At 40.0% G+C, this 18,612-nt stretch carries 4 protein-coding genes; 3 read left to right on the top strand and 1 reads right to left on the bottom strand.

Annotated elements, in window-relative coordinates:
• Window position 1: 1 nt before the first annotated feature.
• Window positions 2-700 carry a tetratricopeptide repeat protein gene (locus V7D82_RS04425; protein ID WP_333599766.1) on the bottom strand — a complete coding sequence of 233 codons (699 nt, stop codon included), beginning with the start codon at window positions 698-700 and terminating at the stop codon, window positions 2-4.
• A 349-nt stretch (window positions 701-1,049) separates the two neighbouring features.
• Between V7D82_RS04425 and V7D82_RS04420 the strand changes: the two genes are divergently transcribed.
• The 3 genes from V7D82_RS04420 (at window position 1,050) to V7D82_RS04410 (ending at window position 18,593) form a co-directional block, all read left to right on the top strand.
• A complete protein-coding gene (locus V7D82_RS04420; protein ID WP_333599765.1) occupies window positions 1,050-6,620 on the top strand; it encodes an immunoglobulin domain-containing protein in 5,571 nt (1,856 codons plus the stop codon).
• A 190-nt stretch (window positions 6,621-6,810) separates the two neighbouring features.
• Entirely contained in the window at window positions 6,811-12,822 is a 6,012-nt protein-coding gene (locus V7D82_RS04415; protein WP_333599764.1) for a GEVED domain-containing protein, read from the top strand.
• 257 nt (window positions 12,823-13,079) lie between these two features.
• Window positions 13,080-18,593, top strand: a complete 5,514-nt coding sequence (locus V7D82_RS04410) for a T9SS sorting signal type C domain-containing protein (RefSeq protein ID WP_333599763.1) — start codon at window positions 13,080-13,082, stop codon at window positions 18,591-18,593.
• Window positions 18,594-18,612: the final 19 nt, after the last annotated feature.

Raw genomic sequence — 18,612 nt, 5'->3', positions numbered from 1 at the left:
TTTAAGACTTGGTTTTATCTTGGTATGTTTCTAATACTAATTTTGCTCTTTGGGGCTGATTCATTTTGTTTTTATATAAATCGGCCAATTTTTGATAAGTGGTTTTAGAGCCGCCAATGGCTATGGCTTTGGTATAATTTTTTTCGGCGTCTTTGTAGCGTTCAAAATACTCGGCAATATGTCCTTTGGCCAGATAGCCGTCAACGGGAGAAATTTTGAGTAATTCGTTGGCATACTTTTGTGCTTTTCGTTCGCTTCCGCCAACAATTCCGGGCAATTGAAGGTATAATTCAATCAAAGCCCACCGCGCTTCTATATGATTCGGATTGAGCTGTATGGCTTTTTCAAAGGAAGATTTTATATCGCTTATCATTCCCAGTGCTTTGAATTTATTACAGTCTTTGGCTTTCATACCAAGGCAGCCACCGTATTTATAATAATAATTGGCTTCTTTAGGATTGAGTTGTTTTAATTTACCATAATAAAACATGGCGCTGTCCCATGATTTATTCATACCTTCTATATCGCCTAAATACTCTAATGCCTTTAAATGATTTGGATTTTCTTTAATAACGTTTTCAAAAATGGGTTTGGCCAAAGCATACTTTTCCTGAGAAAATAGCTTTTCGGCTTTTTCAAAATTGGACTGTGAATACAATAGCACAGGAAAAAGAAGCATGATTTTGACAATCAATCTCATTTATTGCTTTTTAATAGGAAACAAATATAAGTTTTATTGTGTTTAAACGGAAAGCTAAAAACAGGGATTGCAAATAAATCATAGGCTTTTTCAATTCATGCTTTTCTCCACAAAATCGTTGGAATTTACTAAATAAAACCTCCGTTAAAGTAAGATTTAATCGACGAACTACCTTGCTTCAAAAAACATAAATGATTGCTTTGTAGCTAATTACGATTTTAACAACAAAAAATTTGTCAAAAACTGTAATTTATCGATTATTGAGGTAGAATACCTATAAAATTGCCCTTCACTGGTGGTATCGGGTAAATTTGTGGAAGTATTAACGAAGTTTAAAATTCATCGCCCTATGAAGAAAAACTACTTACACTCGAAAAAAAGATTTTTACTAGAATTATTTTTTGCTAAAAAATATATCCTACTTCTAGTTGTGCTTACTTCTTTCACAAGCCAATCTTTACAAGCTCAAACTGCCGGTCCGAACAATGCCGGAACAGGAGCTAACAACACCGGAACAGGAACTATTGCCTGGACCACTTTCGCTAATGTAACTGCTGCTGATGGAGCAAGTGCTACCTCTGCAATCACAACCAATGCTTTTACCAATTATTTGCAAGGCACTAATTATGGTTTTTCCATTCCTACCGGAGCTATAATTAACGGCATAGAAGTTGTTATAAACAGAAAAACCAGCGCCAATAACGGTGGAAAAGTTACCAAAGACAACATCGTCAGAGTAATTAAAAACGGTACTATCGTAACGGCTACAAATTATGCCACGGCAACCGGATGGCCAACAACATTGGCAACCGCAACCTATGGTAGTGCAACCGATTTGTGGGGAACTACATGGACTCCGGCTGATATAAATGCTGCTAATTTTGGTGCCGTGATATCGGCAACCGCCAATAGCGGCATTACTGCTGCTGTTGATTATATTCAAATTAAAATTTATTACACCACCATAACCTTTTCACCAGCAAACGGATGTGTTGGATCTGGAACTTCTGTTGTAATAACCGGAAATAATTTGATAGGGACAACAGCTGTAAATTTTAATGGAACAGCAGCGAGCTTTACTCAAAACAGCACTACTCAAGTAACAGCTACTTTACCTTCTGCTGCTATAACTGGAACAATATCTTTAACGACTCCGTCGGGCACAGGAACAAGTGCTGCTAGTTTTACTGTAAATCCATTACCAGCAGTTGCTGCCATAACAGGAACTACATCCGTTTGTATTGGTAATACAACCTCTCTAACGGATGTAACTTCTGGTGGAACATGGAGCAGTGCAACACCTGCAAAAGCTTCCATCAATTCGAGTGGCGTTGTAACGGGAGTTGCTGCCGGGACAGCTGTTATTTCTTATACCTATACGAATGGCAATGGGTGTACTAATTCCGTTAATACTACCGTTACTGTAAATGCTTTACCTGTAGTTACTGCGCCAAGTTCGGTTTGCACAGGAAATACTGCTCAATTAACTCCAAGTTCCGGCGGAACATGGAGTAGCAGCGATACCACAAAAGCAACTATTGATAATACCGGGCTTGTTACAGGAGTAACTTCAGGAAATGTGACTTTTACTTTTACTGATACCAGTACAAATTGCAGCGCTACTACAACTCCTGTGAGTGTCGTTACATCCCCATCAATTACTACAAATCCAGCAGCAACTCAAACTATATGCTCTGGTAGTTCTGTAAGCTTTAGTATTAGTGCAACTGGTGGCGGTTTAACTTACCAATGGTATAACGGTGCTACTTCATTAACTAACGGAGGAACTATTTCGGGAGCTACTACTTCAACATTGACGATAAATCCTGTTTCCTTAAGTGATGCCGGAGCCAATTATTATTGTGTTGTTAGCGGTTCTTGTTCTCCAAATGCTACTTCCAATACAGCCGAGTTAATTGTTATTGACAAAGTAACTATAACTACCCAACCTTTAAGTGTTCAATCATTTTGTATTGGCGATACCGCAACCCTATCCGTAAATGCTACTAATGGAACGGCATACCAATGGTACAGAGGAGCTACACTTTTAGTGGACGGCGGTACTCTTTCTGGAGCTACCACAAACACATTAACGATATCGCCATTAGTTGTTGGAGATAGCGCTTCTAACTATTATTGTTTGGTATCAGGAACAAGCCCTTGCAGTGCAGTGGCTTCCGGTTTTGCTACTGTAAATGTAAATCAAGGTGTTTCTATTACTACCCAACCACAAGTTTCTTTAGCGGTTTGCCAAGGCAATTCAGCAAGTTTTTCGGTTAGTGCTTCCGGTGGAAATTTAACGTATCAATGGTACAAAGGAGCTTCTTTACTAAATAATGGTGGAACTATCACTGGTGCCACAACAGCAACTTTAGTACTATCTTCAACATCAGCAAGTGATTCCGGCTCATATTCTTGTCTTGTTACTAACAGTTGTTCCGGCAGTATTGCCAGTGATACCGCTACATTAGTGGTTAGCGCTACTACGGTTGGAGGTGCTGTGACTAGTTCAATGCCAAATGTACTTCCTGCCGTAAGCAACATAACGGAATGTCATTTTGCAACGGGAACCTTGTATTTAAGCGGAAATACCGGTAGTGTTGTTAGATGGGAATATACTACAACCGGTGGCGCTTCGTGGATTCCTATTATTAATACTGCAACCAGTTATACTTATACTAATATTACTGTTTCCACTTTTTTCAGAGCTGTAGTCCAAAATAGTCCTTGTAGTTTGGCCTATTCTTCAACTACCTTAGTAAATGTTATACCAAATGTAAAACCAACTCCGGTTACAGCTACGCCATCTACTATTTGTATTGGGGATTCTTCGGATTTATTTTCACAAAGTGGTTTTGCCACGAGTTCATTAATTCAAGACGGAGGTACATTTAGCAATGCTAATCCAGCCAACTGGCAAGTTGATGGTTGTGGTAATTGTTTGAATGCGGGTGGAAGTAATACCAATCCGGCTCCATTTCATTTGAGTGCTACGAATGGCGGAACGTATTCCGGTGTAAATTATACTTCTAACGGAAAATTTGCTATTGCCAATGGAAACTACAACTCCATAATGGAAACTCCTGCTTTCAATACTTATGGTTTGAATTCAGCGACTTTGAGTTTTAATCATGCTTTTAATTTACAAGTTGGCGCTTCCGCTACGGTAGAATTATCTTTAGATGGTGGTCTAACTTACACTGTCGTTTTAGCACAATATGTTGGTGCCAGTACCCGAACTCCCTATACAGCATTCCCTATTACAACTATTGATTTGAGTAATTATATTGGTCAAGCCAATTTAAAAGTTCGTTTCAATTATCATGGCACTGTAAACAGTTCTTGGGCCATTGATAATATTTTAATTCCGGAAGCTCCGTCCAATTTGACTACTGAATGGGTGGATTCATCTACCGGACTTGTAATTAGTAACACGGCTACCGCTACAGTTTCTCCAATCGTAACTACCACTTACGCTATAACATCACACTTAAACGGTTGTACCAGTTATGGCCCAGACGGAACAACTTATGTTACGGTTACTGTTAACCAGAGACCAACTGCTAATATCGGTCCGTCACAAACTATCTGCAATGGTGGAACAGCTACATTTAGTGTTGCTTTAACAGGAACCGCTCCATGGAGCATAACATACAGTAACGGAACAACCTCAACGACAGTGAACAATGTTAGTACAAATCCGTATGTGTTTAGCATTAGTGGTATAACTTCTAATAAAACCTATACCATCACGGCGTTAAGCGATTCCAAATGTATTTCAAAACCACAAGATTTAACGGGTTCCGCGGTTGTTACTGTTTTAAACGGAACGGCTGGTTTATGGACTGGTTTGATCAGTACCGATTGGTTTGATTGTAGAAATTGGGCCGGTGGTTTACCGTCTTCAACGATTAATGCTCAAATTCCGGCAGGAGCAGCAAGAATGCCTCTCATTGATCCTTCTTCATCAAGCTTTGCTGCTTCGTACAGCAATATCGCTTCGGCACAAGATATAATCATTGCTAACACAGCATCAGTAACTATGGCTGCCAATTCCAACTTATACATTAGCAGAGATTGGAAAAACAGCGGAACTTTTACACCGGGAACCGGAACGGTAACCTTTAACGGGTCAACTGCAAATCAAATTCAAACGATAAATGCAGGTATAAAAACCAACGAAACATTTTACAATTTTACACTTAACAACTCTAACGGAGCAAAAGGTATAAGTGTAGTAGATGGTTTTGCCTTAACTATAGCTAACAGTCTGTCTTTACAAAGTGGCGACCTTCGTCTGGTTGGCGAAGCACAGTTACTACAAAGTGGTACAGCTGCTAATCCATCTTCGGGAACGGGTAGAATTTTAAAAGATCAACAAGGAAGTCAAAGCAGCTATCATTATAATTACTGGTCTTCTCCGGTTACAACTAATGGTACTACTTATACCATAGGAGGTGTGTTAAGAGACGGAACAGATTCCACTTCAAATCCATTCAGTCCAAGCAATGTGACGTTCGGTGGCGGTGTTTATTTTGCAGATGGTGCTTTAACAAGTCCTGTAAAAATTAGCACAAGTTGGTTATATAAATACACCAGTGTTAGCACCGCTTACGCCGGATGGCAGTATGTAGGCAATACCGGCACCCTTAAACAAGGAGAAGGATTTACCATGAAAGGAAACAGTGGTTCTTCATCAAATACAACACTTCAGAATTATGTTTTTGTGGGCAAACCAAATAATGGAACTATTTCGGTAAGTATAGCGCTAAACCAAAGTTACTTAGTTGGAAATCCTTATCCTTCTGCCCTTGATGCTGATGAATTTATTAAAGACAACATTAAAGACGGAGCCGGAAGAGCTGCCTCTAACATCTTCAACGGAGCGCTATATTTTTGGGATCATTTTGGAGGAACAGCTCATATTTTAGGACAATATGTGGGTGGTTATGCTACCTATTCCTTAATGGGTGGGGTGGTTGCCATTTCTAATGATCCATTAACTGCCAATAACGGGTCAACCGGTACAAAAGTGCCAACAAAATATGTAGCTGTTGGTCAAGGATTCTTTATCGGAACAGGAGCCACAACAGAGTTAACCACCAACAATCCTAACTTAAGTACACCAGTAACTGGTGGTACCATCAATTTTAAAAACAGTCAGAGAGTTTTCAAAACAGAAACTTCTGGTAGTTCTCTATTTTTCAAGAATACGGCAACCGAAGCTACTGCAACTGACGAGCGACCAAAAATCAGACTAACCTTTGAATCGCCTTCCGGTTTGTACAGACAGTTGTTAGTTGGCGCTGACGAAAATGCCACCAGTTCTTTTGATATTGGTTACGATGCTCCGATGATTGATGCTAATGATGAAGATTTATACTGGCCAATAAACGGAACCAAATTTACTATACAAGCCATAACTGATTTCAATGAAAACCAAATTATTCCTATTGGAATCAAAACAGCTACTGAAGGATTGAGTACCATTAGAGTGGCTGGCTTGGAGAATATCCCTGAATCTACTCAGCTTTATATTCACGATAAAGAGACCGGAAACGATTATGACATTAAGAACAGTGATTTTTCAATCGCGTTGCCAATAGGTGACAATACCGATCGATTTTCATTGCGTTTTACCGGAAATGCATTAGGAATAGTTACTCCTGATAATGTAAAACCACTACTCTATTTTACAAACAATGACAGCATGTTAAACATTAAAAACAATAGCTTGACCAGAAATATTACTGCAGTAAACTTATTTAATTTATTAGGTCAATCGGTTGGCACTTATAAAGTCGAAAACACTAACCAACAAGATATAAAAATACCGCTTCAACAACTGGCATCAGGAACCTACATTGTAAAAGTAACCACTGACAAAGGTGATTTTAGTGAAAAAATAATCATACAGTAAATTAACAATTAGCTAAAAAACACAATAATTAATGACAATTATTCGTGATTTTATTAAAATAGAACCATTATCAATACTCATTTAACAAAAATAAAGCGTTAATCCAAATTTTAACATTCAAGCGCATATATATTGTGTATATTTGAGATTATAACACGTTCAGTTTATTTACTGCATCAGCTTTTCGACTATGAAAAAAAACTATTTCATCCCCAACCCGAAAAGTCTCAAATCGTTTACCCCTACTGCTATTTGCTCTGTTCTTTGTAAAAAATCATGGAACGGAACGCATTTACTATTGCTAATTATTACCTTTTTTGCTACATCATTTGAAAATGACTTAAATGCACAAACGGTTACGACATACACAAGCTCAGGGACTTGGGTCTGCCCACAAGGAGTCACTACTATACAAGTAGAAGCTATAGGTGGCGGCGCAGGAGGAAGAGCGTCCGGGAGTACTAAAGGCGATACCGGAGGAGGTGGTGGTGGTGGCGCTTATGCCAAAAGAAGCGCTGTTACAATGATTCCCGGAACATCCTATACGATAACCGTTGGAGCTGGAGGAGCCACTTCATTTAACGGTGGCACAACTACCGCTGCATTTGGAAGCACAACAATAACAGCCGCAGGAGGTTCAACAGGAACAACCACTACCAATGGTCTCGGCGGGAATGGCGGTACAGTAGCCGCAAGTCTTGGAGATGCCGGTGCTGTTTTTGCCGGTGGAAATGGCGGTAATGGTTTTGGTTCTTCTAGTGGCGCTGGTGCTGGTGCTGGTGGTGGTGGTGGTTCAGGTGCCGGAAGTGCTTTAGCCGGAAACAATGGAACTAGTGCTGCAAATACATCTACCGGTGGCGCAGGCGGTGCTGCAAGAGTTACTTATGGTGGTGCCGGTGGTGCCGGTGGAAACAACGCTACAGCAGGTTCGAATGCTTCTACTACCAATTATGGTGGCGGTGGCGGTGGCGCCGGAGAGAAAAATTTAAGCGGTGGTAACGGACAGGGAGGCGCAATGATCATTACTTACACTTGCCCAACAAATACTGTAGCTAATGCAGGAACTAATCAAACTTTAGTAGCTTGTGCTACCACAACAACTCTGGCGGGTAACATTCCAACATACGGCACCGGAACCTGGAGTGTAGTTTCGGGAACAGCAACAATAACTTCTCCAAATTCAGCAACATCAACTGTTACGGGATTAACATTAGGAACAACCGCAACCTTGCGTTGGACAATTACCAACGGAAGTTGCGGAAGTACAACAAGTGACGTAACAATTACTACTTCTTATGGCTCTAGCTGTTTGACATATTGTACCGTTGGGGGAAACACCGCGGCTAGTTCTTATATTTCAAATGTTACGCTCAATACTATAAATCAAAGCAACTCTGCTTGGAATGGTTATGTGAATTATTACCCAACCGTTTCAACTAATTTACTTCAATCGAATTCCTATACCATAAGCGTTACCATTTGGAATGCAACAACTTCTCAGAAAAATATTTCAGCCTGGATTGATTGGAATTTGAATGGCACATTTGATGTCGCTACTGAAACGATTTTATCCACAACTTCAACCGTTGCCGCAGCACAAAGTGTAACGTTAACCAATACTTTTACGGTGCCTTTGAGCGCCGTTGTAGACTTATCAAGATTGAGAGTTGAACTTGCCTTTAACGCGGAAGGAGCCGCCGCTCCTTGTAATGTAAACAGCTTAACGGATGCTCAGGATTACAAGATAAATGTGCAGCAAATTTTGCCTTGCTCAACCCCAACAACGCAACCTACAGTATTATCGTTAACTCCGGGAGGAATAGAAATTTCCGGAACTTTTACAGCAGCATCGCCAGCACCAAATAATTATTTGGTTATAATCAACACAACCGGTACTACACCTACTCCCGTAAACGGAACAACTTATACCATTGGAGGAACTGTAGGTGCCGGAAACACAGTAGTTGATACCGATAGTAATAACAGCTTCACCGCTTCCGGATTAACTATTTCTACGTTGTATTATATTTTTGTTTTTTCATACAACTCTTCCTGTACAGGAGGTCCGTTGTATTTAACTTCAAGTCCTTTGACCACAAGTGTCACTACATTAGCAACCAGCTATTGCATCCCTACCGGAAACTTGAATTGTTCTACCAATGGAGATTACATAGCAAATGTCACTATCAATACACTAAACAACAATACAACCTGTGCGGCAAGTGGGTATACCAATTATCCGGCAACGGGAACTCAAACTACTACTCTAACCCGAGGCAACACATACAATTTAAGCGTAGGAACCGGAAATGGAAATAAAAAACACGGTTTGGCTGTTTGGATAGATTTCAATAAAAATCAAGTATTTACCGATGCCGGAGAATATTTTTTCATTGGTAATGGCGTTATTGCCAATTCCATAAATACTGTGGCGGTGGCTATCCCTGCAGGGGCTACATTGGGAACAACAAGAATGAGAGTGCGATACGGCCGGCAAACTAATGTGGCTTCAACTTCAAGTTGTACTATGAGCGGAACTTATGGAGAAACCGAAGATTATACTATAACCATCGCTGATCCTATAGTTTGCGTAGCACCAACAACACAACCTATAACGTTAATACTAAATTCTACTGGTACCACCATTGCAGGAAGTTTTACTGCTCCGAGTCCGGCGCCCGATAATTATCTTGTTGTTATTAATACAACTGGTGTAGCGCCGAGTCCGGTTAATGGAACTTCTTATACTATTGGCGGAACCGTAGGAGCCGGAAACACAGTAGTGGACAATGATGCCAATACTGCTTTTGTAGCTTCAGGATTAACCGTTTCGACCACTTATTATATTTTTGTTTTTGCCTATAATTCAGCTTGTTCCGGTGGACCAAAATATAATATGGTAAGTCCGTTAAATGGAAGCATAGCCACTATCAGTTCTAATTACTGTACTCCATCTGTAAGCAGCGGGCAGCAAAGCTTGGGTTATTTCTCTGAAGTAAGTTTTGTGGGAACACTGAATGACGTTTCCAATTATTCAACTTATTCTTCGAGTCCATTGGGGTATCAGGACTTTACTAATCTAACCAACTTAGCCATTCAAGCCCAGGGAGAAGGAGTTAATATTTCCGTACAAGCTTTGAATTCGTCTTATATGAAAGCTTGGGTAGATTGGAATAAAGATGGTGATTTTTTGGATGCCGGAGAGCAAGTATATAGTACCGGCGGAATTTCCACCTATTCAACAACTTTCGGATTTGTTATTCCGAGTGGCACTGCTGTGGGTAATTATAGAATTCGTTTGCGATTAAACAGTCGTGATTTTACATTCCCTTACGATGCCAATTCAACAGATAGTTATACTTCCTGTGGTAATATTAATTATCCGGGAGAAACCGAAGATTATCTATTTACCGTTGTATCAAGCTGCAGTGCCTTAATTTCAACAGTTACTGATGGAAGAACTTGTGGCTCCGGAACGGTAACTCTGGCAGCAACCAGTGCTTCTGCCGGCGTGACCGAATACCGATGGTACACCACCCCTACAGGATCAACGCTTGTCGGAACATCTTCTACCGGAAGCTGGACAACTCCTTCAATTTCCACCTCAACAATTTATTATGTTACGGCTTATAACGGTTGTGAATCTTTAGTAAGGACCGCCGTAACCGCCAATATCAGTCCAATTCCGACATTGACTTATTCGCCAAGCAGCCCAAGTGTTTGTGGTGAAGATGTTGTGTTGAATTTAACAGCTACCGGCGATCAAGAAGAAGTGTATTTAATAAACGAAAAATTCTCCAGCGGATTAGGAACATTTACCAATACCAATATCGTTTCTACTACTGAAAACACTAATTCTCAATGGCAAAATAAAACGAGCACCTTTATACCAACGGCGGTTACAAATTACAATGTTTGGTTTCCGGCCATTTCAACCGGTGTTAACGGAAATGGTTTTGCTTTTGCTACTTCCGATGTAGGTGGTGTAACGATTCATAATCAAATGGCTTCGGCTACAGTAAGTTCCGCCAGCTTCACAAGTTTAACGTTATCCATGCGTTTGTTTTATTCCAGATATTATGAAGACGGGCTATATCTTCCGCTTGATTATGTTACTATTGATGTTTCAACCGATGGCGGTAGCAATTGGACCGAAATAAAACGATATACTGAAGATGTTGGTATTGGAACCCGATTTGAAACAGTTTCTTTTGATTTGGCCGCTTATATAAACCAGCCCAATTTAAAAGTTAGAGTTCGTTATTATGGCGAATGGTGTGATGGTTTAGCTGTGGACGATGTCAAATTATATGGTTACAGACCTATTGGAACAGCCTTAAGCTGGACAAGCGCTACTCCTGTTGCCGCCTTTACCGATGCGGCCTGTACCATTTCATACACAGCAGGAACTCCGGCTACGAATGTTTATGTGAAGCCAACAATTACGCAATTAGAAACCGGAACTTATTCTTTCACAGCTAATGCTACTTTGGCTAATGGCTGTACAACCAGTCAAACGATTACTGTAACTAATAATTCTAAAATTTGGCAAGGAGCAAATTCAAGTTGGGATGATGACAGCAACTGGAAACCTAGTGGAAAACCAACATCAAGCAATTGTATTATCATTCCTGACACTCCTATTGACCCAATCATTTCAGGAACAAGTTATGATGCTTATGGTAAAAACATCACTATCAAAAATGGAGGAATAGTAACTGTCAATTCTGATAATAACATTACCATAACCGATGAAGTAACAGTTAAAACCGGTGGTTTATTTGATTTGAAAAACAGTTCCAGTTTGATTCAAACTAATGACAGCGCCATTAATTCCGGAAGTATAAAAATGACCCGAACCAGTAGATCTATGACAAGATGGGCCTATGTGTATTGGGGCTCACCAATAGTCGAAGATGCTTTTAGCCAAATTCCGAGTCAATTTGATTTGAAATACAAATGGCAATCGGGTACCTCAGCGGGAAGTTGGCTAACACTATCTTCTGTTTCAGCCGGACAAGGATTCATTACCCGCGTGAAGAATATTGCCCCGTTCAGCACCGGAACCGGAACTATAGATTTTCCATTTATCGGAACACCGAGAAATGGAGCCCTAACGGTAACAGTTGATAGTTTTGACTCAAGTTCCTTAGTGGCTGGAAATACTGTTCTTTTGGCAAATCCATACCCTAGCGCCATTAATGCTACCACGTTTTTACAACATTCTAACAATACAGAATTGGGAGGAACGTTGTTCTTTTGGACATCCATTACAACCTATTCAGGTACCGGCTTGTATAATACTTTAGATTACGGAAGTTGGAATTTATCAGGCGGCGTGGGTACAGCACCATCGACAGACCCAACTAACCTCAGTTTAAAACCTAACGGTAGAATTGCCGCCGGACAAGGTTTCTTTGCTCAGGTTTTTGCTGATGGAAACATCTCTTTTAACGACAGTATGCGTGTTCCTGATTATAATTCTCAATTTTTCAGAACGAATCAAAACACCGCTGATTTAAAAAACAGAATTTGGTTAAATCTATACAGTGCTACTACCTTCAGACAAACTTTGGTGGGCTACATAGCAGGCGCTACCAATGATTTTGATAAATTTTATGACGGTGATTCCTATACCAATAATGAAATCAACATTTATTCTTTGCTTAACGAAAGAGCATTAGTCATCCAAGGGAAAGCTCTTCCATTTGATGACAATGATGTTATTCGACTTGGATATAAAATAACGAACAAGGGAATCTATTCAATTACTATTGATGAATTGGATGGGATTTTTGGGCAAAATCAAAATGTATATTTGAGAGATCGATTGTTAGGCGTTGAACATGATTTAAAACAAAGCCCCTATTCATTCCAAAGCGATTCCGGTACTTTTAACAATAGATTTGAATTAATTTTCAAAACAACTGCTCTGGGAATTTCAACTCCAAAAGAAACACAACCGCTTGTGTATTTCTCAAATTATGACAGCACATTGAACATTAAAAATAATAATTTGAATACAGTTCTTAAATCTGTGAATTTATATAGTGTTTTAGGTCAATTAGTAACAACTTATGCTATTAAAAATGACGATCAACAAAACATTCGAATTCCAATAACAAACGTTGCATCGGGAACATATATTGTAAAAATACACTCAGAATCTGAAAGTTATACTCAGAAAGTAATTATAAACTAATCTAACTAAACTTTAGTATCGCTACCGATTCTACTAAAAAAGGATGTTTTAAAAAAGCATCCTTTTTTATTGTATAACTATTCCTTAATAAATCTAAAAAAATAATTAGAAAATATCTTATCAATGATATTTTTTACCACATTATCCGCATTTATTTATCAACAATCGTTGATTATGTTTTATTTTTTTAACAAAATCAATGTATAATATTTATATTTGATATTTGCTAACGGATTGCCAAGATTGAATAAATTCCCATGACTATAGATTACCCAAAAACTCAAAATTCCAAACCGGTAGTTTTGAGGACAATTGCCTCTCAAATTGCGTTAGTAGCACTAACTGTTCTATTCAATATTGCTACCAGTTTTGCCCAATGCAGCAACTATCAGGTTTATGAAAGCTTAGGAACATCATTACCCACTTCAGGCGGAACATGGGCTGCCACATCTATGACATACGGAACCACATCAGGAACAGCAAGAACAGGTGTAAATTATGCTATTTTTAATGCAAATGGCGACATATTAGAGACTCCTCAAATTGCAAATCCAAGCATTTTTTCATTTTGGTACAAACGCTCCGGAACCTCAACAGGTTCACCGCAATTCACAATTGAGACTTCACTGAATAACAGTACTTGGACATCGCAAGGAACAGTAACACCTACAGGAACCTATCAGCAATTCACTTTAAATTTGGCAGCTCTTTCGTTGACCAATGTTTACGTTAGAATCAGGGATACCAGAGCATCAGGAGCTGCAGAAAGATATGTTGATGATATTTCCTGGACATCAACAGCAAGCAACACTGTGATTCCAACAATTGCCAATTGCTCACAAACCATTACTTGTGGCACAACTTATAGTTTTAGTGATTCCGGAACTACAAGCGACACCTATAATGCTTCGGAAGATTATACTATCACTTTTACACCTTCAGTAGGTACTAATAAAATTCAAATGATCTTCAGCACATTTGATACTGAAAGCTATGACGGAATGGTTATTTACAATGGGCCTACTACCGCTTCACCCATAATTTCTTCCGGTTTATCAGTGGGAAGTAGCAGCACAAATTGCCCCGCTGGATCGTATTACGGAACAACAAGTCCCGGAACCATAGTTTCAACCGATGCAACGGGAGCTATAACCATACGCTTTAGGTCTGACTCAACCACCAACAATCCGGGTTGGTTAGCTAGTGTTAGTTGTATTTCCGTAAGTCCGTGTGTCGCTCCTGCAAGTCAAGCTTCAGCCTTTTCTCTCGGAACCATAACATCAAGTTCAATTCCTTCTTCATTTTCAGGAACGGCTGATGGTTATTTGGTAATAAGCTCAACAACCAACAGCCCGCCATCACAACCTGTCAATGGAACAACCTATTCCAGTGCCAATATTGCTACACTTGGGGCAGGGTTAACTTTTGTTCAAACAGGATCATCAACCAGCATTGCTGAATCGGGGTTATCCGGCAACACAAAATATTACTATTTCATTTATGCGTACAACAACACCAGTTGTTCCGGTGGTCCGATTTATAATACCAGCGGAGCCCTTACCGGTAATGGCACAACTTGTCCGGCCGTACCGAATTCGGTTGCCACGGCCAGTATATCCACTAGCGGATTTTCACTCAACTGGGCCATACCCACGGGTGGTTCTGCTTCCGCAGTAACCTATACTGTTCAAGTGACAACAGACTCCGGTTACACGACAAATGTGGCGGGCTCTCCATTTACTATTGCTGCACCGACTGTAACCTTAAACCTAACTGGGTTAAGTTCCGGAACTAAATATTATTACAGAATTCTTGCCAGCAATGGCTGCAGTAGTACGTATGTTACCGGAAATGTTACCACAGTAGCGGTTGCTCCTTCAAACAATCAATGTGCAAATGCAACTTCGTTGCCTTGCGGAACTACCAATTTATCGGGCACTACAGTTGGAGCTTTAAGTTATGTTAACGGAACAGGCTGTACTATGGCAGACTATGGTGTTTGGTATACTTTTGTTGGAGATGGAAATTCAAATACTATAGCAGCAACAACTACAAGTTATGACATTGAAATGTCAATAGCTAGTGGGTCTTGCGGATCTTTAACCAATATAACCTGTCAGGACATAGCGGTTTCAAGCGGCACAGAGACTTATACTTTTACAGCAACCTTAGGAGTAACTTATTATGTCTATATTGCTTATTACTCAAGTGGTGGAACTACTACAGGACCTTTTACCATTTCGAGAACTTGCACAACCCCTTTTAATCCATGTACCTCTATTCCAAATATTTCGGCTTGTAGCTCAACAACTAATACTACAATAGCATCCGGTACCGGAGTTTATGGTTCCTCTACTTGCGGATGGAGTACTCCGGGTCAAGAACAGATTTACACCTTTACACCTTCTACATCCGGAAATTATTTTATACAACAAATTAGCTCTTTTGATTATATTAATTATCTATTCAAACCCGTTTCATCAGGTTGTGGCAGTAGCGGTTGGACATGTATCGATGCGCTTTGGGGAGCCGGTACCACACCGGTTTTTGCCCTAACAGCCGGAATTCAATATTACATCCTTTTAGACCCAGAAAGCTCATCCGGCGGAAGCATTAGTTTTGTACTTAACTGTCCGATTACAACTCCCGCAAATGATAATTGTAGTGGTGCCATTTCATTAACGGTGAACCCTACTTTATCTTGTGCTACCAATACTTCAGGAACAACTTTAGGAGCTACTCAATCTCAAACAGCTTGTTCCGGTACGGCCGATGATGATGTGTGGTATAAGTTTGTGGCCACAAATCCATCTCACACAGTAACCGTAACTCCCGGTAGTTTGTCGGATATTGTACTGCAAATTTTTAGTGGTAGCTGCGGATCTTTAACAAGTGTAGATTGTGTTGATGACACATATTCTTCAAACGAAGCAACAATATTATCCGGATTAACCATTGGAAATACTTATTACATAAGAGTTCATAGTTACAGTAGTGGTTCGGGGCAAGGAACATTTACCATTTGTGTTACCACAAATGTACCTTGCACCAGCGGTACAGGAACCGGTACAACCAGTTTAGGTTGTCCATCAGTGACCTCAGGTGGTTTAGGTCTAAACGGAGCAGACCCGGCACCTATCGACTGCCTTTCCAACTCAAGTTGTGTTGACTTGGAAGCTACCTACTTAAGATTGGGTCAAACAACAAGCTACTCAGTGGAGGCTATCCCTTACGCACCGCCTTATCAATTCAATTGTTTAGCCAATGCGGTGAGTGTGAATAGCGATGATATATGGTCTCCGGTAGTTAACTTGCCTTTTAATTTTTGTTTTTATGGCAACACTTATAATTCCTGTCTAATTGGTTCGAACGGCATGTTATCTTTCAATACTGCCAATGCCGGAGGAGCCACCGGATATGCTTTTAGCAATAGCTTACCAAGCACAACCGGAGCCTTATTTGCCAATACCATTTATGGCGTTTATCACGATATTGATCCGAGTGTAGGTGGCGAAGTGGGCTGGGAATTAATAACTTTAAATACAGGTTGTCGTGCTTTAGTCGCTTCCTGGAGTGATGTTCCCATGTTTTCTACCAATAGCATTTTATACAGCGGCATGATGGTACTTTATGAAAATACAAATGTTATTGAAGTATACATCAAAGAAAAAAATATAGACGACTACAACGTATCGCCCTGGAATGGTGGGAATGCCATTGTTGGAGTTCAAAATGCGGCCGGAACACAAGCGGTAGTGGCTCCTGGAAGAAATGGTCTAGACACCAATTGGGCAGTCACCAATGAAGCCTGGCGATTTGTTCCTGCCGGCACATCGATTACCTCAATCAAATGGTATGAAGGTGCCGGAACTGCTGGTACTGTTGTTGGTACTACTGATACGATTAATGTTTGTCCGGCTTCAACAACAACTTATACTGCTGAAGTAACCTATACTTTGTGCAATGGGACAACTCTGAAAGAAACCGATCAAACCACCGTTACCGTTACCGGAAGTAAAGTATGGAATGGTTCCGTTGATACCGATTGGAACAAAGCAAACAACTGGACACCGGTTGGCGTTCCAACGAATACTGACTGTGTTGTGATTCCGAATGTAACCAATGATCCAATCATTTCCGGAACATCGTACAATGCTTATGGCTATAATTTAACTGTGCTAAATGGAGGAAATTTACAATTGAATTCGGCTAACAACATCACCATTACCGATTTTGTGAAAGTAGCCACCGGAGGAACATTTACCATAAAAAACAGTGGCAATTTGGTTCAGATTAATAATTCGGCAGTAAATACCGGAAACATTACTATGGAACGAACCACTAGTATTCGCCAGTTAGATTATGTGTACTGGTCATCACCGGTAGCCAATTTTAACGTGAGTAATATCACCGCTCCTATCGCCTCCGGACTAATTTATAAGTGGAACACAACTGTCGCTAACAACAACGGAGGTCAGGGCAATTGGCAAAGCGCCACTGGTAATACGATGTTGCCGGGAACAGGTTATATAGTCGGAGGTCCGGCTAGTTTTAGCAATACTGCTTACTCCACACTTCTTGGCACTTTTAATGGTGTCCCAAACAATGGTATCATCACTACAATCATTTACCGTGGCAATGACCAAAACACAGCGTATCATACCGGAACCAATGGAACCGAAATAAACAATTACAGCGACAACTGGAATTTACTTGGAAACCCTTATCCTTCCTCGATAAAAGGCAGTCAGTTTTTATTAGACAACAACACCAAGATTATGGGACAACTAAGATTATGGACCCACGGAACGTTGCCGGCCATCATTTCGAGTCCGTTCTACAACACCTTTATTTACAATTACAACCCGGGTGATTATTTTACTTATAATTTCACCGGAACCAGTTGTTGTCCGGCTGCGGGTGCTGATTTATTTGTTGGTGCTGCTCAAGGATTTTTTGTTCAAATGGTGGATGGTGCTGCTTCCTCCACTACCGTTTCTTTTAACAATAATCTTAGAAATGAAAGTTATTCCAATACTACCTTTTATAAAACAGCCAATCCAAATGCAGCAAATACTAACATAATCGATATCGAAAGAAACAGAATTTGGCTGGATTTATTAGATGTTAACAAGCAATCTGACCGTGCCCTGATTGGTTATATTGAAGGCGCTACCATGGAGGCCGACAGCTTCTTTGACGCAGGTACATTGGCACCAACTCAAATGGCAATTTATTCTATGATTGGCAATGATAAGTTTGTAATTCAAGGACGCTCAATTCCTTTTAACCCTAATGATATAGTGCCGCTTGGCGTTAAAATCACCACTCCTGGCAAATACACTATTGCCATTGGAGCAGTGGATGGTTTGTTTGAAAATCCAAATAAAAACATCTTTTTAGAAGACACTGAAACCAAAACAATTCAAAATCTACGCGAAGGCCCTTATACTTTTGACATTACTGCCGGAACGAATAACACCCGTTTCAGATTGCGTTATAAATATCCACATGGCAATGGCAACAATAGCAAAGCGTTATCAGAAACTGTTCTTGTAACCGCTGCCAATAAACAAATCAGCATACAATCTTCGGAACAAAACATTCAAAGTGTAATACTATATGATTTAGTCGGAAGAGAAGTTTATACTGCTGATAAAATAAACAAAACCGAAGTTACCATCAACAATGCCGTAATAAACCAACAAGCGTTGATTGTCAAAATCATGCTAAGCGACGGCACCATCGTAACCAAAAGGGTGATGAATTAATCTCATTAAACTATCTATC

Origin of the sequence: Flavobacterium sp. (genome assembly GCF_036741995.1) — a bacterium.
In the GTDB taxonomy this organism is placed as follows: Bacteria; Bacteroidota; Bacteroidia; order Flavobacteriales; family Flavobacteriaceae; genus Flavobacterium.
This window is presented reverse-complemented; position numbering and strand designations above follow the sequence as displayed.

Excerpts from the sequence above, each read along its gene's own strand:
- V7D82_RS04425 (WP_333599766.1), bottom strand. The coding sequence starts at position 700 with ATGAGATTGATTGTCAAAATCATGCTTCTTTTTCCTGTGCTATTGTAT.
- V7D82_RS04410 (WP_333599763.1), top strand. The coding sequence starts at position 13,080 with ATGACTATAGATTACCCAAAAACTCAAAATTCCAAACCGGTAGTTTTG.
- V7D82_RS04420 (WP_333599765.1), top strand. The coding sequence starts at position 1,050 with ATGAAGAAAAACTACTTACACTCGAAAAAAAGATTTTTACTAGAATTA.
- V7D82_RS04415 (WP_333599764.1), top strand. The coding sequence starts at position 6,811 with ATGAAAAAAAACTATTTCATCCCCAACCCGAAAAGTCTCAAATCGTTT.